The sequence below is a fragment of the Ectorhizobium quercum genome (genome assembly GCF_026552795.1).
Classification (GTDB): Bacteria; Pseudomonadota; Alphaproteobacteria; order Rhizobiales; family Rhizobiaceae; genus Ectorhizobium; species Ectorhizobium quercum.
The window spans coordinates 360,823-384,060 of the sequence record NZ_JANFPI010000001.1; the positions used below are offsets into that span (position 1 = coordinate 360,823).

At 65.3% G+C, this 23,238-nt stretch carries 18 protein-coding genes; 11 read left to right on the forward strand and 7 right to left on the reverse strand.

What is annotated here, in order from left to right:
* Positions 1 to 446: 446 nt before the first annotated feature.
* From NOF55_RS01690 to NOF55_RS01725, 8 genes are all read left to right on the forward strand, one after another.
* On the forward strand, positions 447 to 2,057 hold the full coding sequence (locus NOF55_RS01690) for an ABC transporter substrate-binding protein (protein ID WP_306409580.1): 1,611 nt from the start codon (positions 447 to 449) through the stop codon (positions 2,055 to 2,057).
* A gap of 143 nt (positions 2,058 to 2,200) precedes the next feature.
* The gene (locus NOF55_RS01695; protein ID WP_306410170.1) at positions 2,201 to 3,142 is read left to right on the forward strand and encodes an ABC transporter permease; all 942 of its coding nucleotides are present in this window, start codon (positions 2,201 to 2,203) and stop codon (positions 3,140 to 3,142) included.
* A 74-nt stretch (positions 3,143 to 3,216) separates the two neighbouring features.
* Positions 3,217 to 4,029 carry an ABC transporter permease gene (locus NOF55_RS01700; protein ID WP_306410171.1) on the forward strand — a complete coding sequence of 271 codons (813 nt, stop codon included), beginning with the start codon at positions 3,217 to 3,219 and terminating at the stop codon, positions 4,027 to 4,029.
* Positions 4,026 to 5,693, forward strand: a complete 1,668-nt coding sequence (locus tag NOF55_RS01705) for an ABC transporter ATP-binding protein (protein WP_306409581.1) — start codon at positions 4,026 to 4,028, stop codon at positions 5,691 to 5,693. The genes NOF55_RS01700 and NOF55_RS01705 overlap by 4 nt, the downstream gene beginning before the upstream one ends.
* Positions 5,694 to 5,868: 175 nt before the next feature.
* A complete protein-coding gene (locus NOF55_RS01710; RefSeq protein WP_306409582.1) occupies positions 5,869 to 7,371 on the forward strand; it encodes a M81 family metallopeptidase in 1,503 nt (500 codons plus the stop codon).
* A 39-nt stretch (positions 7,372 to 7,410) separates the two neighbouring features.
* Positions 7,411 to 8,571, forward strand: coding sequence for a M20 aminoacylase family protein (locus tag NOF55_RS01715; protein ID WP_306409583.1), 1,161 nt, complete (start codon positions 7,411 to 7,413; stop codon positions 8,569 to 8,571).
* 102 nt (positions 8,572 to 8,673) lie between these two features.
* Positions 8,674 to 9,807 carry a M20/M25/M40 family metallo-hydrolase gene (locus tag NOF55_RS01720; protein ID WP_306409584.1) on the forward strand — a complete coding sequence of 378 codons (1,134 nt, stop codon included), beginning with the start codon at positions 8,674 to 8,676 and terminating at the stop codon, positions 9,805 to 9,807.
* Positions 9,808 to 9,823: 16 nt separating this feature from the next.
* Positions 9,824 to 11,248, forward strand: coding sequence for an amidase (locus NOF55_RS01725; RefSeq protein WP_306409585.1), 1,425 nt, complete (start codon positions 9,824 to 9,826; stop codon positions 11,246 to 11,248).
* A 121-nt stretch (positions 11,249 to 11,369) separates the two neighbouring features.
* Here NOF55_RS01725 and NOF55_RS01730 read toward each other — a convergent pair whose 3' ends face one another.
* From NOF55_RS01730 to NOF55_RS01755, 6 genes are all read right to left on the reverse strand, one after another.
* Positions 11,370 to 13,016, reverse strand: a complete 1,647-nt coding sequence (locus NOF55_RS01730) for an ABC transporter ATP-binding protein (protein WP_306409586.1) — start codon at positions 13,014 to 13,016, stop codon at positions 11,370 to 11,372.
* Entirely contained in the window at positions 13,013 to 13,939 is a 927-nt protein-coding gene (locus NOF55_RS01735) for an ABC transporter permease (protein WP_306409587.1), read from the reverse strand. The genes NOF55_RS01730 and NOF55_RS01735 overlap by 4 nt, the downstream gene beginning before the upstream one ends.
* Positions 13,939 to 14,946 carry an ABC transporter permease gene (locus tag NOF55_RS01740; protein WP_306409588.1) on the reverse strand — a complete coding sequence of 336 codons (1,008 nt, stop codon included), beginning with the start codon at positions 14,944 to 14,946 and terminating at the stop codon, positions 13,939 to 13,941. The genes NOF55_RS01735 and NOF55_RS01740 overlap by 1 nt, the downstream gene beginning before the upstream one ends.
* Positions 14,947 to 15,113: 167 nt before the next feature.
* Positions 15,114 to 16,703: an ABC transporter substrate-binding protein gene (locus NOF55_RS01745; RefSeq protein ID WP_306409590.1), complete on the reverse strand. Its 1,590-nt coding sequence runs from the start codon at positions 16,701 to 16,703 to the stop codon at positions 15,114 to 15,116.
* A gap of 35 nt (positions 16,704 to 16,738) precedes the next feature.
* Complete coding sequence (locus NOF55_RS01750) at positions 16,739 to 17,419, reverse strand: AroM family protein (RefSeq protein WP_306409591.1); 681 nt, start codon at positions 17,417 to 17,419, stop codon at positions 16,739 to 16,741.
* A gap of 185 nt (positions 17,420 to 17,604) precedes the next feature.
* Positions 17,605 to 18,573 (reverse strand): AroM family protein, encoded by a 969-nt coding sequence (locus NOF55_RS01755; protein WP_306409592.1) that lies wholly within the window; start codon positions 18,571 to 18,573, stop codon positions 17,605 to 17,607.
* Between the two features lie 102 nt (positions 18,574 to 18,675).
* Here NOF55_RS01755 and NOF55_RS01760 point away from each other — a divergent pair, with 102 nt between their 5' ends.
* Both NOF55_RS01760 and NOF55_RS01765 read left to right on the forward strand, forming a co-directional pair.
* The gene (locus NOF55_RS01760; RefSeq protein ID WP_306409593.1) at positions 18,676 to 19,755 is read left to right on the forward strand and encodes an S-methyl thiohydantoin desulfurase family protein; all 1,080 of its coding nucleotides are present in this window, start codon (positions 18,676 to 18,678) and stop codon (positions 19,753 to 19,755) included.
* The gene (locus NOF55_RS01765) at positions 19,752 to 21,296 is read left to right on the forward strand and encodes a hydantoinase/oxoprolinase N-terminal domain-containing protein (protein ID WP_306409594.1); all 1,545 of its coding nucleotides are present in this window, start codon (positions 19,752 to 19,754) and stop codon (positions 21,294 to 21,296) included. Before NOF55_RS01760 ends, NOF55_RS01765 begins: the two co-directional genes overlap by 4 nt.
* A gap of 252 nt (positions 21,297 to 21,548) precedes the next feature.
* Here NOF55_RS01765 and NOF55_RS01770 read toward each other — a convergent pair whose 3' ends face one another.
* A complete protein-coding gene (locus NOF55_RS01770; RefSeq protein WP_306409595.1) occupies positions 21,549 to 22,181 on the reverse strand; it encodes a TetR/AcrR family transcriptional regulator in 633 nt (210 codons plus the stop codon).
* 72 nt (positions 22,182 to 22,253) lie between these two features.
* Here NOF55_RS01770 and NOF55_RS01775 point away from each other — a divergent pair, with 72 nt between their 5' ends.
* Positions 22,254 to 23,120, forward strand: coding sequence for an aldo/keto reductase family oxidoreductase (locus NOF55_RS01775; protein ID WP_306409596.1), 867 nt, complete (start codon positions 22,254 to 22,256; stop codon positions 23,118 to 23,120).
* The last annotated feature ends 118 nt before the right edge of the window (positions 23,121 to 23,238 follow it).

Here is a 23,238-nt window from a genome sequence, read left to right on the forward strand (position 1 = left end):
TTTTGCGATGCGACAGAAAGTTGACAACCATGATCCTGAGCCTATAATCGTATCTCAAGAATAGCAATCGCATCGCGGTAAAATAATCCTGAGGGGAACGCAGTGCATCGGATGTCTCATTCCTGATGATTCCATAGGAAGCGCGCGGACGCCAGCCCGGATGCGAAAAGAGCGTCTTGCGCCGGGACGATGGGGACGGTGGGGCCGCCCCGAAGGTGTCCGCAGGCTTCCTTCGACGCCTTTCCCGCAGGCGGAAAGGGGTGTCTTGCGCCCGGCAGCGCGGGGCGGCCGAAGCTTTCCTGACGTGCATTCTCATGTGGGAGGATGTGCGGCGGGCATTTCGAAAACGACCCGGCGGGAAGACCGGTGCCGTGCGTTTGCGCGCGGGCCATCGCTGTCGGCTTGCCGGTCGTCATCTGCAAATGAAACAAGGGAACAGCGAACAAATGAATGTACCAACCACCAGAAAAGCAGGCCGCCTGAAAAGCCGGCTTGCCGCCGCCGTCCTCGCCCTTTCGGCCTGCGTGAGCGGCTTCGCGACCGATGCGTCGGCCACCACCCTCCTCGCCGTTCCGCATTCGGGCCTGCGCATTCTCGACCCGATCATCACGACGGCGCATATCGTGCGCAATCATGGCTACATGGTGTGGGATACGCTGCTGGCGCTCGATTCCGAGTTCAATCCGCAGCCGCAGATGGCCGACTACACGGTTTCCGACGACAAGCTGACCTATACGTTCACGCTGCGCGACGGGCTGAAATGGCATGACGGCACCCCGGTGACGGCGGAAGACTGCATCGCCTCGCTACAGCGCTGGGGCACGCGCGACACGTCGGGCCAGGTTCTGTTCGACAAGACCGAGAGCCTGACCGCCGCCGACGAGAAGACGATCGTGCTGAAGCTGAAGGAGCCCTTCAACTACGTGCTCGACGTTCTGGCGAAGCCGTCCTCCGTCGTGCCCTTCATGATGCCGAAGCGCGTCGCCGAAACGCCGGCTGACACCGCCGTCACCGAAATCATCGGCTCGGGCCCGTTCAGGTTCGTGCAGGAGGAATACCAGCCGGGCGTGAAGGCGGTCTACGAGAAGTTCGAGGACTACGTGCCGCGTTCGGAACCGGCGAGCTGGCTGTCCGGCGGCAAGGTCGTAAAGGTCGATCGCGTCGAATGGATCACCATGCCGGACGCCCAGACCGCGCTCAACGCCATCCAGTCGGGCGAGATCGACTATGTCGAGTCGCCGCCGGTCGATCTCCTGCCGCTCATCGAAAGCAATGACGAACTGACGGTGAAGATCCTCAACACCCTCGGTTCCCAGACGATGGGCCGGATGAACTTCCTTTTCCCGCCCTTCGACAACAAGCAGATCCGCCAGGCGGCGCTGAAGGCGCTGAACCAGAAGGATGTTCTCGACGCGCTGATCGGCAACCCGGATTACTATACGGTCTGCGGCTCGGTGTTCGGATGCGGCACGCCGCTGGAATCCGAGGCCGGCGCGGACAGCCTGATCGGTTCGGGCGATATCGAGGGCGCCAAGGCGCTGCTGGAGGAAGCCGGCTATGACGGCACGCCCGTCGTGTTGATGCAGCCGACCGATGTCGTCACCATCAAGGCCCAGCCGGTCGTCGCCGCTGCCGCCCTGCGCGCCGCCGGCTTCAACGTCGACATGCAGGCAATGGACTGGCAGACGCTCGTGACCCGCCGCGCCTCCCAGAAGCCTCCGGCGGAAGGCGGCTGGAACCTGTTCTTCACGAACTGGATCGTTCCGGAGATCATGACCCCGCTCAACAACCCGATGCTGAACGGCCGCGGCACGCAGGGCTTCTTCGGCTGGCCCACGGACCCCGCGCTCGAGGAGCTGCGCGCCAAGTACATCGCCGCCGGCTCGCTGGAGGAACAGCAGGCCGCCGCCGCCGAGTTGCAGGCGCATGCGCTGGACGAGGTGAACTACATCCCGCTCGGCCAGTACAAGAACCCGAGCGTCTGGCGCAACGAACTCTCCGGTTTGCTGGAATCGCCGGTTCCGGTGTTCTGGAACATCGAGAAGAAGGAAGACTGAGGTCTTCTTCGTGATCCGCCGCCGGAAGGTCGCCCTCGTGCGCGTCCGGCGGCAAGCCTCCGCTGTCAGCCGCGGCCCGGCGGCACCCTTCCCGCAAGGCGGGCGCCGCCGGCCTCTCCCGAATAACCGACGTGAGGATGCTCATGCTCGCCTATACGTTCCGCCGGATACTGGCGGCCATCCCGGTGATGGTCACGGTTGCCGTATTCGTCTTCCTGCTGCTTCGCCTGACGCCGGGCGACCCCGCCGCCATCATCGCCGGCGACATGGCCACCCCCGAACAACTCGAACGGATCCGTACCTCGCTCGGCCTCGACAAGCCGATCGCCGTGCAGTTCTTCTCCTGGTTCTGGTTGCTGCTCCAGGGTGATCTCGGCACCTCGCTGATTTCCAACACGCCCGTCACGGCCATGATCGGCCAGCATATCGAGCCGACCATCAGCCTGGCGCTGCTCACCATCGTCCTGTCCGTGCTGATCGCCGTTCCGCTCGGCGTCATCGCCGCCTGGCGGCACGGCACCTGGATCGACTACGCCGTCATGTCGATCTCGGTCATCGGCTTTTCCGTGCCGGTCTTCGTCATCGGCTATATCCTGATCCAGTTCTTCGCCATCGACCTGAAGTGGTTCCCGGTTCAGGGCTTCCGCAGCATTTCCCGGGGACTGGGGCCGTTCCTCGAACGCGCCGTGCTACCGTCCCTGACGCTCGCCTCGATCTATGTGGCGTTGATCGCCCGCATGACGCGCGCCTCCGTGCTGGAAGTGCTGGGCGAGGACTATATCCGCACCGCCCGGGCCAAGGGCCTGCGCGAGAACATCGTTCTCTTCCGCCATGCGCTGCGAAACGCCGCCGTGCCCGTCCTGACGATCATCGGCACCGGCTTCGCGCTGCTGATTTCCGGCGTGGTGGTGACGGAAAGCGTCTTCAACATTCCCGGCATCGGCCGACTGACCGTCGATGCGATCCTCGCCCGCGACTATCCGGTCATCCAGGGCATGATCCTTCTGACCAGCGGCATATATGTGCTGATCAACCTGCTGATCGACCTTTCCTATTCCTTCTTCGACCCGAGGATCCGCTACTGATGGCCCAGCCGACCCCTCTCGGCGCCGCGATGCGCCTGCCCGGTTTACGGTCCAAAGGCAAACGCCAGCGCTCGATGCTCATTCCCGGCATCGCGCTTGCGGTGTTGGCCATAACCGTGCTGCTCGCCGTCTTCGCGCCGCTGCTCGCCCCCCACGATCCGCTGGCGATGATGCCGTCCGCCCGTCTGAAACCGGCAAGCGACGTCTATCCGCTCGGCACCGACGCCTACGGCCGCGACCTCCTGTCCCGCGTTCTCTACGGCGCGCGCATCTCGCTGTTCATCGGCGTCGGCGCGGCGGTCATCTCGGTCGCCATCGGGCTGTTCATCGGCCTCGTTTCCGGCTTCTTCCGCATTCTCGATGCCATCGTCATGCGTATCATGGACGCGCTGATGGCCATTCCGAGCCTGTTGCTCGCCATCGCAGTCGTCTCGCTGACGGGTGCGAGCATCTGGACCGTGATGTTCGCCATCACCGTGCCGGAAATTCCCCGTGTCGTGCGCCTGGTCCGCTCCGTGGTGCTGACGGCGCGCGAGGAGCCCTATGTGGAAGCGGCGGTTGCCGCCGGCTCCAGCCTGCCGAAGATCCTCTGGCGGCATCTGATGCCGAACACGCTGGCGCCGCTTATCGTGCAGGGAACCTATGTCTGCGCCTCGGCGATCCTGACGGAGGCGATCCTGTCCTTCCTCGGCGCCGGCGTTTCGACCGAAATCGCCACCTGGGGCAACATCATGGCCGAGGGGCGCGCCTACTTCCAGCTCAAGCCTTCGCTGATTTTCTGGCCGGGGCTGGCGCTTTCCCTCTGCATTCTCTCCATCAACCTTCTCGGCGACACGGCGCGCGACCTGCTCGATCCGCGCATGAAGAAGAGGGAGGCCACGAAATGACGACAAACGTTTTCGATCCCGCCGCCGCGGACGTCCTGCGCATCAACGATCTGGTCATCGCGCTCACCGGCGACGATGAAAGCCCGCCGGTCCTCAACGGCATATCGATCACCATCCGCGCCGGCGAAACGGTCTGCCTCGTCGGGGAGTCCGGCTCCGGCAAGTCCGTGACCTCGCTGGCGACGATGGGGCTCCTGCCGCGCCAGTCGCTGGAGCCGCGCGGCGGCGAAATCCTGTTCGAGGGCGAGGACCTGCTGAAGGCCGACGCCGCCCGCATGCGGGCGCTGCGCTCGAAGAGCATCGCCATGATCTTCCAGGAGCCGATGACGGCGCTGAACCCGGTGCTGACCGTGGGCCGGCAGATCTGCGAGGTGCTTCAGGAACACACGAGGCTGTCGGCGAAGGAACAGAAGGACGCCGTGCTCGAGATGATGCGCGAGGTGCATCTGCCGGATGTGGAGCGCATCTTCAATTCCTATCCGCACCAGCTTTCCGGCGGCCAGCGCCAGCGCATCATGATCGCGATGGCGCTGATCCTGAAGCCGAAGCTCCTGATCGCCGACGAGCCGACCACGGCGCTCGACGTCACGACCCAGAAGCAGATCCTCAAGCTGATCGACGAGTTGCAGGAAAAGCAGGGCACCGCCGTCCTGTTCATCACCCACGACATGGGCGTGGTCGCCGAAATCGCCGACACGGTCTATGTCATGCACCGCGGCAATCTCGTGGAGAACGGCCCCATCGGGCAGATCCTCACGGCGCCGGAAAAGGACTACACGCGCACGCTTCTGTCGTCTGTTCCGAGCCTCGTGCCGCGTGAGCCGCGCGCCTCCGTCTCCGACGAGATCGTCCTGTCGGCCTCGCAGCTCGAAAAGGTCTACGGCAAGAAGTCGTTTTTCGGGAAACAGGCGCCCGGAACCAGGGCGGCGGCGGACGTGTCCTTCACGCTGAAGAAGGGCCGCACGCTCGGCATTGTCGGGGAAAGCGGTTCGGGCAAGTCGACGGTGGCGCGCTGCATCATGCGCCTCATCGACCCGACCTCCGGTTCGATCCGCATCGGCGGGCAGGAGATCGCCGATTTCTCCCGACGAGCGTTGCAGCCGCATCGCCAGCATATCCAGATGGTGTTCCAGGACCCCTACCGCTCGCTCAACCCGCGCATCACCGTGGGCGAAAGCATTGCCGAGGGGCCGGTGAACTACGGCACGCCGAAGGCGGAGGCGCTGAAGCGCGCCCGCGAGATCCTCGCCATCGTCGGTCTGCCGGAAGACGCGGTGAACCGCTATCCGCACCAGTTTTCCGGCGGCCAGCGACAGCGCATCGCCATCGCCCGCGCGGTGGCCATGAACCCCAAGGTTCTGGTGGCCGACGAGGCGGTTTCGGCACTCGACGTCTCGGTGCAGGCACAGGTGCTCGACCTTCTGGCGGAACTTCAGGAGCGGCTCGGCATCGCCATCCTGTTCATCACCCACGACCTGCGCGTCGCCGCGCAGATCTGCGACGACGTGATCGTGATGCAGAAGGGCCGGATCGTCGAATACGCCACCGGCTACGAGGTGCTGACCAACCCCTCCCATGCCTATACGCGCCAACTCATCGAGGCCGCACCCGGACGGCACTGGGATTTCGCCAATTTCCGGCCGCTGGAGCCGGAGGCGGCATGAAAGACCCGACCATGCGCCACACGTTCGCCCCACGCTCCCCCGTCACCCTCGGGCTTGACCCGAGGGTCCACGCGGCACCCGGGGCATGGATGGTCGGGTCAGGCCCGACCATGACGGAGGGGAAGGGGCAGAACCTGCCGGATACGGCAAAGGCATTGAAACAGGAGAATACGAAATGAAGTCCCGGCGCGTTGCCTTTGCCGGTTTCATTCATGAAACCAATACGTTCGCCCCCACGAAGGCCGATTACGACGCCTTTCTGAAGGGTAGCGGCCATCTGCCGCTTTGCCGCGGCAAGGACATGATCGAGATGGTCGCCGGGGCCAATACCGGCATCGAGGGGGCGCTCGATTACGCCCGCGAGACGAAATGGGACGTCGTGCCGGTGCTGCGCGCCAGCGCCGTGCCGTCCGCCCATGTCACGCAGGACGCCTTCGAGCGCATTTCGGCGGAAATCGTCGAGGGCATCGTCGCGGCGCTGCCGCTCGACGGCATCTATCTCGACCTGCACGGCGCGATGGTCTGCGAGCATCTGGACGACGGCGAGGGCGAGCTTCTCGCCCGCATCCGCAAGGCGGTCGGCCCCGACATTCCCGTCGCCGTCAGTCTCGACCTGCACGGCAACATGACCGAACAGTCGATGAAGGACGCCGATATCATGGTCGGCTACCGCACCTATCCGCATGTGGATATGGCGCTGACCGGCTACCGCGCCGCCGTCCTGCTCGACCGGCTGATGGATGGCGAGCGCTTCGCCAAAGCGTATCGCCAGATCGATTACCTCATCCCGATCTCCTGGCAATGCACGAGCATGCAGCCGGCGAAATCCATCTATGCGAAACTCGAGGCGCTGGAGGAGCGGGAAGGGGTCGTCTCCATGTCGTTCTTTCCCGGTTTTCCCGCTGCGGATTTCAATGCCTGCGGCGCCACGGTGCTCGCCTACGGTGAGACGCAAGCGGCCGCTGATGCGGCGGCCGACGAGCTGAAGGCGCTGGTCGACGCCAGCGAGGACGCCTTCGCGGGCCGCGTCTTCGACCCGGACGGGGGCGTGAAGGAGGCGATCAGGATCGCCGCGACCGCCTCGAAGCCCATCGTCATTGCCGACACGCAGGACAACCCCGGCGCGGGCGGCGATTCCGACACGACCGGCATGCTCCGCGCGCTGGTCGAAAACGATGCACAGAACGCCGCCATCGGCCTGCTCTACGATCCGCAGGCGGCGCTGGCCGCGCAGGAGGCGGGCGTCGGCGCGACGATCCGCATCGCACTCGGCGGAAAATCCGGCATTCCTGGCGATGCGCCCTATGAGGCGGAGTTCACCGTCGAGGCACTGTCGGACGGCTTTACCCGCGTCAGCGGCCCCTATTACGGCGATACGCTGATGCGGCTCGGCCCCTCGGCTTGCCTGAGGATCGGCGGTGTGCGCGTCGCGGTCGCCTCGCACAAGGTGCAGATGGCCGACCGGGGCCTGTTCCGTTATCTCGGCATCGAGCCGGAGGGTGAGGCCATCCTCGTCAACAAGAGTTCGGTGCATTTCCGCGCCGATTTCGAGCCGATCGCCGAAACCATTCTCGTTTGCGCCGCGCCCGGGCCGATGGCCGTGGACCCCGCTTCCCTGCCGTGGACGAAGCTTCGCCCCGGTATTCGCCTTTCCCCGCTCGGCCCGGTCTTTTCCTGACCGAACTTTCATCGCCAATATCCGCCAAGGAATGAAGACATGCCCGTTATCGAGAAAATCGCCTCCTGGCACGATGAGCTGACCGCCATCCGCCGCGACATCCACGAACATCCGGAAATCGGCTTCGAGGAGGTGCGCACCTCCGGTATCGTCGCCGAAAAGCTGGCAGGCTGGGGCATCGAGGTGCATCGCGGCATCGGCAAGACCGGCGTCGTCGGCATCCTCAAGGGCGCGAAGGGCGAGGGCCGCACCATCGGTCTTCGCGCCGACATGGACGCCCTGCCGATGGAAGAGCGCACCAACCTGCCCTATGCCTCGAAAATCCCCAACCGCTTCCACGGCTGCGGCCATGACGGCCACACGACCATGCTGCTCGGCGCGGCCCGCTATCTGGCCGAAACCCGCGATTTCGCCGGCACTGCCGTCTTCATTTTCCAGCCGGGCGAGGAAGGCTGCGGCGGCGCGCGCGCCATGATCGCCGACGGTCTGTTCGAGCGCTTCCCCTGCGACGAGATCTACGGCCTGCACAACGCCCCGAACGACGATCCCTTCCGGATCGGCATCAAGCCGGGCACGGCGATGGCCGGCGCGGATTTCTTCGACTTCCGCATCAAGGGCCGCGGCAGCCACGGCGCCCATCCGGAAGTGTCGAAGGACCCGATCATCGTCGCGACCCAGCTCGTCTCGGCGCTGCAATCCATCGTCTCGCGCAACATCTCGCCGCTGAAATCCGCCGTCGTCTCGGTCACGCAGGTTCATGCCGGCACGGCCTACAACGTCGTGCCGGAAGAGGCGACGGTGTCCGGCACGGTGCGCTATCTCGACCGCGAGGTGAACGATGAGATCCGCGAACGCATGCGGGCGATCGCCAGCGGGCTGGCCGCTTCCTTCGAGGTCGAGATCGAGACCGACATCCGCAACGTCTTCGACGTGCTGGTGAACACGGACGAGCTGGTGGAAGGCTTTGCCGATGCCGCCCGCGACATCGTCGGCGCGGAGAGCGTCTACACCAAGACGGACCCGGTGATGGGCAGCGAGGACTTCGCCGACATGCTGTTCAAGGTGCCGGGCGTCTATTGCACGGTGGGCCATGCCGGCACCATTCCGCCGCACAATCCGGGCTACGTGCTCGACGACGGCATCCTGCCGGTCGGCGCGAGCCTGCTCGCCCGCATCGTCGAAAAGCGCCTCGCCGCCTGAATTCCCTCCCGCCTGGCCCGGCCTCGCAAGGGGCCGGGGCTTTTTCCGAATTGTCCAGCATCGTTCGGGCTGCGAACCCGCGACGAAACGAGAAAGCGCAAGATGGATTTCACCCGACTTCCCTTCGAAACCGGCGAGATGCTGGCGGGCCTCAGGCCCTGGATCGAGTGCGAGAGCCCGACCTACGACGCGGCCGCCGTGAACCGCATGATGGATCTGGCGGCGCACGACTTCGCCACCCTCGGCGCGTCCGTCGAGCGCATTCCCGGCCGCATGGGCCTCGGCGGCAGCCTGCGCGCACGGTTCCCGCACCCGGTGCCGAACACGCCGGGCATTCTGGTTTCCGGCCATTTCGACACGGTCCATCCCCTCGGTACGCTGGCGAGCCTGCCCTTCCGCATCGACGGCAACCGTGCCTACGGTCCCGGCATTCTCGACATGAAGGGCGGCAATTTCATCGCCTTCGAGGCAATGAGGCAGTTGATCCGCGCCGGCATCGAAACGAAGCTGCCCGTCACCTTCCTCATGACCCCGGACGAGGAGATCGGCACGCCTTCCACCCGCGAACTGATCGAGATGGAGGCGGCGCGCAACCGATATGTGCTGGTGCCCGAACCGGCGCGTGAGGAAAACGGCGTGGTGACGGGGCGCTATGCCATCGCCCGCTACAATCTGGAAGCGCGCGGCAAGCCCTCCCATGCCGGTGTCTCGCCGAAATCCGGCCGTTCCGCCATTCGCGAAATGGCCCGCAGGGTGCTGGAAATCGATGCGATGAGCGGCGAGGAATGCACGTTCTCGGTCGGCGTCATCGATGGCGGCCAATGGGTCAATTGCGTTTCCTCGCTCTGCACCGCGCAGGCGCTTTCGATGGCGAAGACCGACGAGGATCTGGAAGCCGGCATTGCCCGCATGCTCGCCCTGTCCTGCACGGAAAACGGGGTCGAGTTCGCCGTCACGCGCGGCGTGACCCGGCCCGTCTGGCAGCCGGGTCGCCCGGAAACGATGGCGCTTTATGAAAAGGCGCTGGCGCTGGCCGGCAGGCTCGGCGTTTCCCTGCCGCACGGCAGTTCCGGCGGCGGCTCGGACGGCAATTTCACCGGGGCGATGGGCATTGCCACGCTCTGCGGTCTCGGGGTCCGGGGCGCGGGCTACCACACACTGGAAGAACATATCGAAATCGACAGCCTGATCGACCGGGGGCGGCTGATGGCCGGCCTGTTCGCGACGCTGGACTGAGCCGGAGGACATTTCCGTGACTGAAGACATCACCCGGCTTTCCGCCGCCGCCCTTTCCGAAGCCATCCATCAGCGGCGCCTTTCCTGCGTCGCGGTGATGGAGGCCTATCTCGACCGGATCGACCGGTTGAATCCCGAAATCAATGCCATTATCAGCCTGCGTCCGCGGGCAGACATCATGGAAGAGGCGCGCGCCTGCGACCGCGAACTGGCTGAGGGCCAGTCGCGCGGCTGGATGCACGGCTTTCCGCAGGCGGTAAAGGACCTTTCCGAAGCGAAGGGCCTGCCCTGCACCTTTGGCTCGCCGATCTTCAAGGATTATGTCTCGACGGCGGATTCGATCCCTGTCGAGCGCGCACGCGCGGCGGGGGCGATCTTCATCGGCAAGACCAACACGCCGGAATTCGGCCTCGGCTCGCATACGACCAACCCCGTTCACGGCCCGACCCGCAACCCCTACGACCGTGCGAAGAGCGCCGGCGGTTCCTCGGGCGGCGCGGCGGCGGCGCTGGCGGCGCGGCTTCTGCCGGTGGCCGACGGCAGCGACATGATGGGCTCGCTGCGCAATCCCGCCGCCTTCGACAATGTTGTCGGCTTCCGCCCGAGCTTCGGCCGCGTTCCGAGCGGCAAGGGCACGGAATTCTTCCTCGGCCAACTCGGCACGTCCGGCCCGATGGGCAGGACGGTGGCGGACGCGGCCCTGCTTCTGGCGACGCAGGCCGGTTACGACCGGCGCGATCCGCTCTCGCTCGACGATGCGGACATGACGCTGCGCGGCCCGGCGAAAACCGCCGGCCTGACGATCGCCTGGTTCGGCGATTTCGGCGGCTACCTGCCCTTCGAACCGGGCGTGCTGGATGTGGATCGCAAGGCGCTCGACGTGCTTGCGGATATCGGCTGCCAGGTGGACGAGATCGCGCCCGAATTCGACCTGCCGAAGCTGTGGGACGCGTGGCTGACGCTGCGCTCCTTCGCTGCCACGCACGGCCTGCGCGCCCTCTACGACCAGCCGGAAAAGCGGGCGCTGTTCAACCCGCAGCTTTCCTTCGAGTTCGCCATCGCGCTTTCGCGCAGCGCGGCCGACATTCACGCCGCGTCGGTGGTGCGCACGAGCTGGTACAAATATATGTGCAGCCTGTTCGACCGCTACGATTTCATCATCATGCCCGCCGCGCAGGTCTTTCCCTTCGACGTGACCCTGCCGTGGCCGGGTGAAATCGCCGGCCGGACGATGGACACCTATCATCGCTGGATGGAAGTGGTCATCGGGCCGACGCTCGCCGGTCTGCCGGTCGCGGCCATGCCCGCCGGCTTCGGCGTAAACGGCCTGCCGAACGGCGTGCAACTGGTCGGCCCGCCGCGCGGCGACCGCGCGACGCTCGAATTCGCGCTCGCCTATGAACAGGCGGCGGGCATCGAGACCGGCAACGCCTTCGATTAGAGCAACTCCGGGAAAAGTGTGAAACGGTTTTCCGTCCGGAATTGCGCAGAAACAAAGAGTTGGAGCATTTCATGGAAACACTGAAATGCTCCAACGGCCGAGGGCGTCGCGGCCCGGCTGGTCAGCCGTGCTGTTTTTCCAGAAAGGCCTGACGGGAGGTCTTTCGGCCGCTCTCGATCAGGGTTCGGGTGTAATCGTCCTGCGGGTTCGCGAAGAGGTCGTGCGAAAACCCTTCTTCCACGATCCGGCCGCGCCGCATGACGATCACGCGGTCGCATATGGCGCGAATGACCGCCAGGTTATGGGAAATGAACAGGTAGGTCAGGTTCAGGTCGCGGCGCAGCTCCTGAAGGAATTCGAGAACCTGCGCCTGCACCGACACGTCGAGCGCCGAGGTCGGTTCGTCGAGCACCAGAAGCTTCGGATTGAGCGACACGGCCCGGGCGATGCAGATGCGCTGCTTCTGGCCGCCTGAAAGCTCGTGCGGATAGCGATACTTGAAGGCCCTGGGCAGTTGCACGATGTCCAGCAGCTCTTCAACGCGCCGTTCGATGTCGCGGCCGCTCATCCGGGTCTGGAGGCGCAACGGTTCTCCGATGGCGTCGGCAATGGTGTGCCGCCCGTCGAGGGCCGAATGCGGATTCTGGAAGACGAGCTGCATGTGGCGGCGCATCTGCCGCAGTTTTTCGGCGTCGAGCCTGTTGACCTTCTGGCCGTCGAAGACGACCTCTCCCGCCGTCGGCTCGATGAGCCGCAGGACCATGCGCGCCACCGTCGATTTGCCCGAGCCGGATTCGCCGACGATGCCGAGGATCTCCCCCGGCGCGACCGAAAAGCTCACGCCGTCGACGGCGGCAAAGTCCCTGCCGCTTTTCGAGCGGTAGACCTTTTTCAGGCCGTTGGCTTCCAGCAGGGGACCGGCGTTGCTGTCGACGGCGGCTGCCGCAATCGCCGGCTCATCGTCGATTTCCGGCACGGCGTCGAGAAGCCGCTTCGTATAGTCGTGCTTCGGAGCGGCGAGAATGTCGGCGGTCAGGCCCTGTTCGACGATCTCGCCGCGATACATGACGGCGCATCGCTTCGCGACCGTGGCGATCGCGCCGACATCGTGACTGATCATGATGACGGTCAGGTTCAGCTTCCCGACCAGCTCGTTGATGAGGTCCAGAACCTGCGCCTGGACCGTCACGTCGAGGGCCGTGGTCGGCTCGTCGGCGATCAGCAGGTCGGGTTTGCCCGAAAGCGCCATCGCGATCAGGATTCGCTGCCGCATGCCGCCGGAAAGCTGGTGCGGATAGCTTGCGAAGACCCGGGCCGGCTCGGGAATGCCGACCTGGTCGAGCAGTTCCTCGACGCGCACCCGCCGTGCGGCTTTCGGGGAAACACCGTTCCCGGAGGCCTTCTCATGGGCGGCGATCACGTCGGAAATCTGGCCGCCGACCGTGAACAGAGGGTTCAGGTAGGTCATCGGGTCCTGGAAGATCATCGAGATGCGGACGCCGCGGATCTTGCGCCAGCCCTTGTCCGTCAGCCCGAGCAGGTCGATCCCGTCGAAACGCAGGCTGCCGCTCTTTACCTCGGAGCGTTTGGGCCCGATGCCGAGGATGGTACGCACCAGCACGGTCTTGCCGGAGCCGCTTTCGCCGACGATGCCGAGCGTATCGCCGCGATGGACCGTCAGGCCGATGCCCTTCAGCACATGGACGGGACCGTCGAACGTGCCGATGTCGAGCGTCAGGTCGCGGATTTCGAGAAGCGGTTCGATCATCGCTCGCGGCTCCGGGGATCGAGAATGTCGCGCAGGCCGTCGCCCAGCAGGTTGAAGCCGAGCACGGTGAGGAAGATGGCCGCGCCGGGGAAGAAGGAATACCACCACCAGTCGGGCATGTAGGTGCGCGCCACCGAGATCATCGCGCCCCATTCGGGCGCCGGCGGGCGGGCGCCGAGGCCAATGAAGCCGAGGCCGGCAGCCGCGAGAATGGCCATGCCCATGTCCATGCTCATCTTGACGATGATCGGCGAAAGGCAGTTCGGCAGGATGTGGTGCCAGAGGATCCACGGCGTCTTCGCGCCGATGGAGCGGGCGGATTCGACGAAGAGCTCTTCCTTGACGGAAAGTGTTTTCGCCTCGACCAGCCGCACATAGCCCGGCCACCAGACGATGGCGAGCGCCAGCATGCAGTTGGTGATGCCGGGGCCGAGCGCCGCGACGATGGCGAGCGCCAGCGCAAGGCCCGGCACGGCGAGGAACAGTTCCGTCACGCGCATGATCACGGCGCGGGCCCAGCCGCCCTTGTAGCCGGCAATGACGCCGAGCGGCACGCCGATCAGCGCTCCCAGCCCGGTGATCACGATGCCGATCCACAGCGAGGTGCGGGCACCGACGATGACGCGCGAGAAGATGTCGCTGCCCATCTCGTCCGTGCCGAACCAGTGAACCGGCCCCGGCGGCATCAGCCGGTTCGCCATGTCCGTGGCGCCGAGAGCGTCTTCCGGAAACGGCGCGAGCCACGGTCCGAAAGCGGCCAGAAAGAGAAAGAGAACCACCAGAAGCAGGCCGAGCATCGAGGAAAAGCTCGACCGGAACATGTGGGCATAGAGCCGCCATTGGCGGATGCGGCTGGCGTGCCGCTCGCGAAAGGTGAGCGCCGGCGGCTGTTTCGAGGAAGCCGTGGGGGAGGGCGTCGTCATCAGGCACTCCTGAGGCGCGGGTCGATCCAGGCATAGGCGAGATCGACGAGCGTGTTGGCGACAATGAAGAAGAATCCGATCATCAGCGTGACGCCGATCACCGGCTTGAAATCGGAAGCGAGAGCGGAGGAGACGGCATAGAGCCCTATGCCCGGCCAGTCGAACACGGTTTCCACCAGCACGGTCGAGCCGAGCATCCAGCCGAAGCGCAGGCCGATGATGGCGAGCGTCGGCAGCATGGCGTTCTTCAGGGCATAGAGGGCGACCACGCGACGCGACGAAATACCGTGCGCCCGCGCCGCGACGATGTAATCGGATTGCAGGACCTCGACCATTTCGGCGCGGTTGACGCGCAGGATGGAGGCGAGGCAGGGGAAGGACAGGACGAAGGCGGGCAGGATGATATGCTGCAAGGCGACCCAGAAGGTCGAGAAGCGTCCGGCGATGAGGCTGTCGATCAGGAGCATGCCGGTCACGGTTTCCGGCGGGCGGGTGATCAGCGGCAGGCGGCCGGACACGGGCAGCCAGCCGAGATCCACCGAGAACCAGAGCTGGAGCAGGATGCCGAACCAGAAGGCGGGCAGCGCCACGCCCGAAATCGACAGGATGCGCGTGACGTGGTCGAGCGGCCCGTCCTTGTAGACGGCCGAGAGCATGCCCAGCGGAACGCCGACAAGGATGCCGAACAGCATGGAGACGAAGACCAGTTCCAGCGTTGCCGGGGCATAGCGCAGCAATTCGTCGAGGACCGGCCGGGTCGTGACGATGGACTGGCCGAGATCGCCGCGCATCAGGTCGCCCATATAGACGACGAACTGTTCCGCCAGCGGCTTGTCGAGCCCGTATTCGACGCGGATGGTCTCCACCATGTCCTCGGTGGCGTTCGGGCCGGCGACCAGACGTGCCGGATCGCCCGGCGCCACATTGGTGATGACGAAGGTCAATGCCGCGATGCCGATCATGGTCAGGACCAGCGTCGCGATCTTGCGCAGGATGAATGTCAGCATCGATTGGGTTCCGGCATTCCTGGATTGTGCGGCTTCGTCGAAGGATCCTGCCGCCCGGTTGGGACAAGGCGGCAGGATACCTCACGAAACGGATCGGGTAACAGAGGGGGCCTAACCCGATCCGGCTGCGCCGGGAGCGTCATGCCGCCCGGCGCAAATCGCGGCGCTTATTCTTCCTTGATCCAGAGCGGATAAAGGTCGACCTCGCCGGTGAAGCGGACGGGGCTGAAGGTGAAGCCCTGAAGGTAGTTCTGGTGCGCCCAGCGGCGGTTCTGGAGCATGCCGAAGACTTCCGGCTGGTCGGCGACGATCTGCTTCTGGATGTCGGCATAGAGGCTAGCGCGCTCGTCCCAGTTCGTCGAGGCGCGGGCCTTGTCGATCATCTCCGAAACATCCGGGTTGTCGTAGAACGCCATAGCGTAATACTGGCCCCAGGAACTCTTGTGATACTGGTAGGCGACGGCGTCCGGATCGGTCGAGATCGGCGTCGTGTAGACCGAGGTCATGGCCGGGGAGGTCTCGACCCTGGAGCCGGCGGCAACCATGTTCGGCCACTGTTCCGGCTTGATCTCGACGTTGATGTTCAGCTCCTTGAGGTTTTCCAGAAGCACGAGGCCGATGCGGCGCGCTTCTTCCAGACCGGCCACATGGACGTAGGGCAGGGTGATGCCGCCGTCCGGATAGGCCGATTTCGCCAGATATTCCTTTGCCTTGGCGATGTCGCGGCGGGGAATGTCGGGCACGGCGATGTGGCCCTTCATGCCGTCCGGCAGCGGGCTGGTCTCCAGCGTCGCCTCGCCGTTATAGACCTGCACCAGCGCGTCGTAGTCCATCGCATAGGCAATGGCCTTGCGCAGGTTGATGTCGGCCGTCGGACCCTGCTGCGTGTTGAACTTGATGCCGAAGGTCGTCATGCCCTTGTGGTTCTGGATGACGATGTTCGGAAGCCGGGCGATCTGGGTGTAATCGTCCGAGGTCAGGCCCTCGACGATGTCGGCCTCGCCGCGCTGGAGGGCGGCCTTCTGGGCGGCCGGCTCGCGGATGATCTTGTAGATGACGCCGGCCGGTTTCGTCTCGCCTTGCGGCCAGCCCTTCCAGTAGTCGTCGACCGACTCGACCTCATAGAGAACGTTCGGTTCCCAGCGGCCGAGCTTGAAGGGACCGGAGCCTGCGGCATTGTCGGTCAGCCACTTCTGGCCGTAGTCGCCGTCCACCTCGTGCGCCGTCACCTCGGCCGGGTTGACGACGAACCACCAGGGCAGGAAGGAGAGGAACGGGGCGTAGGGGGCCTTGAGTTCGAACTTCACGGTGTAGTCGTCGACGACGGAGACGCCTTCCGGCGCCAGGAAGTCCTTGAGCATCCAGGCGATGCCCTTGTTGAGCTTCAGCCCGCGCTCGAAGGAATAGCGCACGGCTTCGGCCGTGACCGGGTCGCCGTTGTGGAACTTGGCGTTCGTGACGAGGTGGAACGTCCAGGTCTTGCCGTCCTCGCTCGTTTCCCAGCTTTCGGCGAGCCACGGCTTCACCTCCGCCGGATCGCCCTCGTATTTCACCAGCGCGTCGTAGACGGCCTGCTGCACCATGCGGGTCGACCAGTCGTAGCGGACATGCGGATCGAGCACGGGAATGGCCTGGCGGCCGCCGAAGACGATGACGTTGCCTTTGTCGGTGCGTTCGAAGGCCTGCGCCGGAGCCAGCATGGCGCTGGACGCCATCAGCCCGGCCAGAACGGTGCAACGGATAATTTTGCCGAACATTTTCGTTCCCTCTCTTGTTTCGTTAACGGATCGGTTCAAAGCATCTGGCGGACGACGCCGGCAACGACGCGGCGCGACAGCAGGACGGGAGCGCCCGACGCGCTGCGGGCCTTTTCCAGCATGGCGGCGGAATAGCCCATGCAGTGCATCACGATCAGGCCGCAATCGGCAAGCTCGGCGGCGCGGGCGGTGATGTCGTCGCCCGCATAGGGCGATGCGGCGACCAGCTTCGGTGCGCCGGGCAGAACGTGGCGCTCGTGGAAATCCGCGACCTGCCGCTCCAGCGGCAGGATCACGCCCAGCTTTCCGCACGACGCCGACAGGGCTTCCACGGTGGAATCGACGATGCGCTGCGCCTCGACGACGAGCGTATTCTTCAGCGGCTCGATCTGCGTGCCCGTGCATAGCAGTACGATGAGGTCGAAGCCCTCTTCGTCGATCCGGTGCAGGAGAGCGTTCAGCCGTTCCTCGGTGCGTGCCTTCGAGGTGACGATTTCCTCGCCGCTTTTCAGGCGGGTGGCGAAGGAATGCTCGCCGGGCCGCGCGCGCAGTCCGTCGAGTGCGGCGCCCTCCAGCCCGTCGAGAACGCCGAACTCCCGGTAGGATACGTCGCGGGCGTCCAGTCCGGCAACGATCTCCTCCATCATCTCGGGGACGAGATCGACGCGGGGCGTCTGGCCGATGGTGACGAATGCGATTCGGGATGATCTGGACATGGCTGGTGCGCTTTCCGTTTCAGGCGAACATGAAGCGAAGCCTACTGCCTCCGGTCGTATCTTCACTATAAGGTAATGCCCCTAGAAGGCGCGATTTTCGGCAGGAAAATGAAAGCCCGAAAAATGTGCAGGCAGCGCCCCGGAGCGGTTGTCCAGATCATATTTGAGGCATGGGCAGCCGGGTGTCAGGACCAGCCCGCGCCGATGACCAGACGGATGAGCGCGCTGGAGGAGGATACCTCCATCTTTCCCATCAGGTTCGAGCGGTGGATTTCCACGGTCTTCGGGCTGATGCCGAGCTGGCGGGCAATTGCCTTGTTGGACAGACCTTCGGCGACGAGCGACATCACCTGCCGCTCGCGCGGCGTCAACCGCGCCAGTTTCTCCATGAATTCCGACGATATGCCGGGCAGGGCGACGGGCCGGGTGTCGTGCAGGAGCAGCCGGATGGCGCTGGCGACGATCCGTCTGGCGAGCACGACCGGCTTGCCGCTGGCGCGGGCCACCGTCTCCCGGTCGGCTTCGGTGAAGGACACGGAGTTGAGCACGATGATTTCGCTGCCCGACAGGTCCATCAGCGCCCGGGCGAGAAGCGAACGGTCGCCCTCGCGGCCATAGGCCGCCAGCACCCGGTAGGGCGACAGTGCCGGAATGTCGAGTTCGTGAATCTGCTGTTCCAGCGGCTGGATCAGGCCGACGACGGCGCCGTGCGCGGCAAGGGAGATGATCGCCGATTCGATGGCGCGCTGGGCGTTGACGGTCGGGCAGGTGCTTTCGAAATCCCGGAAAAGCCCGGTCGAGAGCATGACCACCAGATCGTATTGCTTCGGCGAGAAGGCGGCGACGATCTCCGCCATGCGCTCGCCGATCCGCGGCTTCGAAAGCACGATGTCCGAACCGTCGGCCAGGCGGGAGATGATGCTCGTCTCGCCCGGACGCACGCGCAGCGCGTCGATATGCTGTGCCGAAAGCCCGTCGAGCGCGCCGATCTCCAGCGCTTCGATGGGAACGTCAAGGTTCTTCAGCATCTCGTCGATCAGGTCGCGCCGCGGAGACTGCCCGACGCTGACGAACATGACGCGGTGCGGCCTGTCCGGCGTCGCCTGCGCTGCATCGTCTGGGCCGGAACTCTCCCGCACGGTCTCTCCTGTCATTCGATCTGCCTAAAAAAACGGCGCACCTAATATAAGGGCAGTTCCCTATAGGCATGCAATACACCTCGACGCTAGTGTCTAGCACAGTTTTCGGAGGTAGACATGATCCGTGATTTCCAAGAAAGCGAGATCGATCCGCTCGCTGTCGGCGCCTGGATTCTGGGAACCGGCGGCGGCGGCAGCCCGTATCTCGCTCAGCTCAACCTGAAGAATCTCTATCGTCAGGGCAAGCGCGTCCAGCTTATCGATCCGCGTGATCTCGACGACGACGACGCGGTTGCCGTCGTTTCCAAGATGGGCGCTCCGCTCGTCGGGCAGGAGAGGCTGGTCGATCCGGCGCACCTCGCCCGCGCCGTGCAACTGATGGAATCCTATACCGGCCGCAAGTTCCGGGCGGTCATGAGCGTGGAGATCGGCGGCGGAAACGCCCTGTCGCCCTTCCTGGCGGCCGCTCATCTCGGCATTCCCGTGGTGGATGCCGATGCGATGGGCCGCGCCTATCCGGAAGCGCAGATGACGAGCTTCGCCATCGGCGATCTGCCGATGTATCCGCTGACGCTGGTCGACTGCCGCGACAACGAGGCCATCGTCGCCAGGGCGGCTTCGTGGAAGTGGATGGAGCGCATTTCCCGCAAGATCTGCACGGAAGTCGGCTCCACCTCCGCCACCTGCAAGGCTCCGCGCACCGGCCGGGAAGTGAAGGACTGGGGCGTGCTCGACACCGTGACCAAGGCGGTGGCGCTCGGCGGGGCCGTGCTCGAGGCGCGTGCCGCCCATACGGATCCCGTCGAGGCCGTTCTGCGGCACGAAGGCGGCAAGACGCTCTTCAAGGGCAAGATCTGCGATGTGGACCGCACCACGACGGGCGGCTTCCTGCGCGGTTCCGCGAAGATCGAGGGACTGGACGACGACAGGGGATCGGTGGTGGAACTGGCCTTCCAGAACGAATGGGCCGTCGCCTTCCGCGACGGGCAGCCCATCGCCATGACGCCGGACCTGATCTGCCTGCTCGACACGGTGTCCGGCGAGGCCATCGGCACGGAGACCGTTCGCTACGGCCAGCGCGTCACCGCCATCGCCCTGCCGGCGCCCGCCGTCCTGACCACGCCGAAGGGGATCGAGCACGTCGGTCCGCGCGCCTTCGGATACGACATTGATTTCAAATCGGTATTCGCATCATGAAACGCATAGGTATCGACGTTGGCGGCACCAATACGGATGCCGTGCTCATCGACGGCGACACGGTTCTGGCCGCCGTCAAGTTCCCGACCACCACGGACGTCATGCAGGGCGTTGTCAATGCGATAGGCAAGGTCATGGACGGTCAGGCGGCGGATGCGGCGCCCGTCGACGCGGTGATGATCGGCACCACGCATTTCACCAATGCCGTGGTCGAGCGCGCCCGTCTGGAACGGATCGCCGCGATCCGCATCGCCATGCCGGCGGGGGCCTCCCTGCCGCCGATGATCGACTGGCCGGAGGATCTCCGTTCGGAGGTGAACGCCCTGTCCTTCATGGTCGAGGGCGGGCATGAATATGACGGCCGTCCCCTCGTGCCGCTCGACAGGGCCGCCGTGCGCGATGCCGCGATGAAGATTCGCGATGCCGGGATCACCTCCATCGGCATCACCGCCCTTTTCTCGCCGCTGACTACCGAATGCGAGGACGAGGCGGCGGAGATCGTCCGCTCCGTCATTCCGGACGCGCGCATCACGCTTTCCCACACGCTCGGCCGCATCGGCCTTCTGGAGCGCGAGAACGTGACGTTGCTGAACGCCGCCCTGCAGGGTCTGGGCGGGCGGACGGTGGCGGCCTTCGGGAAGGCGCTGAAGGAAGCGGGCATTTCCGCTCCCTTCTACCTGACCCAGAACGACGGAACCGTGGTTCTCGCCGAAGTGGCGGCCGCCAACCCGGTCTACAGCTTCGCCTCCGGTCCGACGAACTCCATGCGCGGCGCCGCCTTCCTGACCGGCCTCAAGGAGGCGATGGTCATCGATGTGGGCGGCACCACGTCGGATGTCGGCTGCCTGGTCGGCGGCTTCCCGCGCGAGGCCAACAATGTGGTCGAGGTCGGCGGCGTGCGCACGCTGTTCCGCATGCCCGACCTTCTGCCGATGGCGCTTGGCGGCGGAACGATCATCGATCCGCAGACTGGGCGGATCGGCCCGCGCAGCGTCGGCTACCGCATAACCGAGAAGGCCCTCGTCTTCGGCGGCGATACGCTGACGACCTCCGATATCGCCGTGGCCGCCGGCCTCATCGACATCGGCGACCGTGATCGGGTCAAGCATCTCGACAAGGCTTTCGTGTCCGAAATGCTGAAAAGGATCGGGGCGATGGTCGAGGACGGCGTCGACCGGATGAAGACATCCGCGGAAGGCGTGAAGGTCGTCGCCGTCGGCGGCGGGGCGGCTCTCATTCCCGAAACGCTGAAGGGCGTTTCCGAAGTCGTGACCGTCGGGCATGCCGGCGTTGCGAACGCACTCGGCGCGGCAATGGCGCAGGTCTCCGGCGAGGTCGATCAGGTCTTCTCCGGCCTGTCGCGCGAGGAAGCGGTTGCGCAGGCCGAGACGATGGCCCGCCAGCGGGCCATCGATGCCGGCGCGCAGGCCGGTTCGATCACCCTGCTGGATACGGAGGATATTCCGATCGCCTATCTGCCCGGCAATGCCCGCCGGGTGCGCGTCAAGGTGGTCGGCGACATCGCATTCGCAGGTCGCTGAACCCCGCTTCCGAAACGCCCATGCTCCGGAGCATGGGCGTTTTCCGTAACAGCGCGCTTGCCTACCGGCCGCTGGCTTCGGACAGCAGGGGCGAGCCGGCCATCGGAGCGCCCCGTACCTCGATGCCGGTTTCTCTCATATGACGTCGCCCGCGCCTGTTGGCGTGGCTCACGGCGTCTTTGACGGCAACGACTGGAAGCCGGGGTGCAACCGGCAGAATGCCATTGGCGGCTCCGCTCTCCGGGTCGACCCTTACGGTCGCGACCGATGCGTCTGGAGATAGGCCGTCAGAAGCCGGACGAGGTGGTCTTTGAGGCGTGTTTCGAAGCCGGCCTCGGCATGTCCCTCGAGCCACGCCCGCACCGGCCCGATCAGAGCGCCGAAGGCGATCGTGCCGGTCGTGGCCGGATCGTCGAAACGGGCATCGGGAGCGCTCGCCAGCATCGCCGCGATGGCCACGACGATGCGCGCATGCCCGCGAGCGGACAGCGCCGCCCCGCCCCGGTCTCCCGCGACCGCATAAAGCGCCTTGGATTCCTCGGGGTCACGCAGCTTTGCGGCCAGGACGGCGGTGACAAGGGCCGAGGCCATTTCGCAAACAGGCTTGCCCCGGTGGGCGTGGCAGGCACGCTCGATGGCATTCGCAACGCTGTCCAGATGCTTTTCCAGGATGGCGGCAAGCAGGGCGTCCCGGTTCGGATAATACTGATAGAGGCTGCCGACCGACATGCCCGCCCGCTCGGCGACGCGCGTCGTCGTGCAGCGGCTCAGGCCCTCCTGCGTCAAAACCTGAATGGTCGCGGTATGCAGCGCGCCGACGGTTGCTGCCGAACGCGCCTGAACCGGGGATTTCCGCGGCTTCAGGGCCGCTGTGACTGTGCTCATGGAATGCGAATTCCAAAACTGAAGGATGCTTCATATACTTCCCTGATCCTAGCAACGCAAGAAAGTATGGATATGACGAGCATCGACAAGACCGGCACATTCCCCCTTGGCAGCCGCACCGTCAAGCGGCTCGGCTACGGCGCCATGCAGCTCGCGGGACCGGGCGTGTTCGGCCCGCCCAAGGATCGCGGCGCGGCGTTGGCCGTGCTGCGCGAGGCCGTCGCCTCGGGGGTCGACCATATCGACACCAGCGACTTCTATGGCCCGCACATCACCAACCAGATCATCCGCGAGGCATTGGCTCCCTATCCCGACGATCTCACCATCGTTACCAAGATCGGCGCCCGGCGCGGCGAAGACGCTGCCTGGCTGCCCGCATTTTCGGCGGAGGCCCTCACGCAGGCGGTGCATGACAATCTGCGCAATCTCGGTCTCGACGTGCTGGACGTGGTCAACCTGCGGATCATGTTCAAGACAGAGGGGCCGGCCGAAGGCTCGATCGAGGAGCCGCTGACGGTGTTGGCCGAATTGCAGCGGCAGGGGCTGGTGCGGCATATCGGCCTGAGCAATGTCACCGCCGCGCAGGTGGCGCAGGCGCGCACGATCACGCCCATCGCCTGCGTGCAGAACATGTACAACATCGCGCATCGGCAGGACGACGCCCTGATCGACGATCTTGCCCGGGACGGCATCGCCTATGTGCCGTTCTTTCCCCTGGGTGGGTTCACGCCGTTGCAGTCCTCCACGCTGTCGGCGGTCGCCAGCCGCCTCGACGCCACGCCGATGCAGGTGGCGCTCGCGTGGCTGCTTCGCCGCTCGCCGAATATCCTGCTGATCCCCGGCACCTCCTCGCTCGCGCATTTACGCGACAATCTCGCCGCCGCCGAACTCGAACTGCCGGATGATGCGCTCGCCTTGCTCGATGACGTCGCGGCATAGATCCGGGGCCGGCGCGGCCAGGAAGGTCCGCCGGAAAGGGAAAGATGGGCCGGGTCGAAATCCCCTTGCGCAGGGTGGGGGCATTTCCCGGCCATGCGCCGCCGGAACAAAGAGTTTG

Coding starts and splice junctions, on each gene's coding strand:
- NOF55_RS01690 (WP_306409580.1), top strand. CDS start 447: ATGAATGTACCAACCACCAGAAAAGCAGGCCGCCTGAAAAGCCGGCTT.
- NOF55_RS01695 (WP_306410170.1), top strand. CDS start 2,201: ATGCTCGCCTATACGTTCCGCCGGATACTGGCGGCCATCCCGGTGATG.
- NOF55_RS01700 (WP_306410171.1), top strand. CDS start 3,217: ATGCTCATTCCCGGCATCGCGCTTGCGGTGTTGGCCATAACCGTGCTG.
- NOF55_RS01705 (WP_306409581.1), top strand. CDS start 4,026: ATGACGACAAACGTTTTCGATCCCGCCGCCGCGGACGTCCTGCGCATC.
- NOF55_RS01710 (WP_306409582.1), top strand. CDS start 5,869: ATGAAGTCCCGGCGCGTTGCCTTTGCCGGTTTCATTCATGAAACCAAT.
- NOF55_RS01715 (WP_306409583.1), top strand. CDS start 7,411: ATGCCCGTTATCGAGAAAATCGCCTCCTGGCACGATGAGCTGACCGCC.
- NOF55_RS01720 (WP_306409584.1), top strand. CDS start 8,674: ATGGATTTCACCCGACTTCCCTTCGAAACCGGCGAGATGCTGGCGGGC.
- NOF55_RS01730 (WP_306409586.1), bottom strand. CDS start 13,016: ATGATCGAACCGCTTCTCGAAATCCGCGACCTGACGCTCGACATCGGC.
- NOF55_RS01735 (WP_306409587.1), bottom strand. CDS start 13,939: ATGACGACGCCCTCCCCCACGGCTTCCTCGAAACAGCCGCCGGCGCTC.
- NOF55_RS01740 (WP_306409588.1), bottom strand. CDS start 14,946: ATGCTGACATTCATCCTGCGCAAGATCGCGACGCTGGTCCTGACCATG.
- NOF55_RS01745 (WP_306409590.1), bottom strand. CDS start 16,703: ATGTTCGGCAAAATTATCCGTTGCACCGTTCTGGCCGGGCTGATGGCG.
- NOF55_RS01750 (WP_306409591.1), bottom strand. CDS start 17,419: ATGTCCAGATCATCCCGAATCGCATTCGTCACCATCGGCCAGACGCCC.
- NOF55_RS01755 (WP_306409592.1), bottom strand. CDS start 18,573: ATGACAGGAGAGACCGTGCGGGAGAGTTCCGGCCCAGACGATGCAGCG.
- NOF55_RS01760 (WP_306409593.1), top strand. CDS start 18,676: ATGATCCGTGATTTCCAAGAAAGCGAGATCGATCCGCTCGCTGTCGGC.
- NOF55_RS01765 (WP_306409594.1), top strand. CDS start 19,752: ATGAAACGCATAGGTATCGACGTTGGCGGCACCAATACGGATGCCGTG.
- NOF55_RS01770 (WP_306409595.1), bottom strand. CDS start 22,181: ATGAGCACAGTCACAGCGGCCCTGAAGCCGCGGAAATCCCCGGTTCAG.
- NOF55_RS01775 (WP_306409596.1), top strand. CDS start 22,254: ATGACGAGCATCGACAAGACCGGCACATTCCCCCTTGGCAGCCGCACC.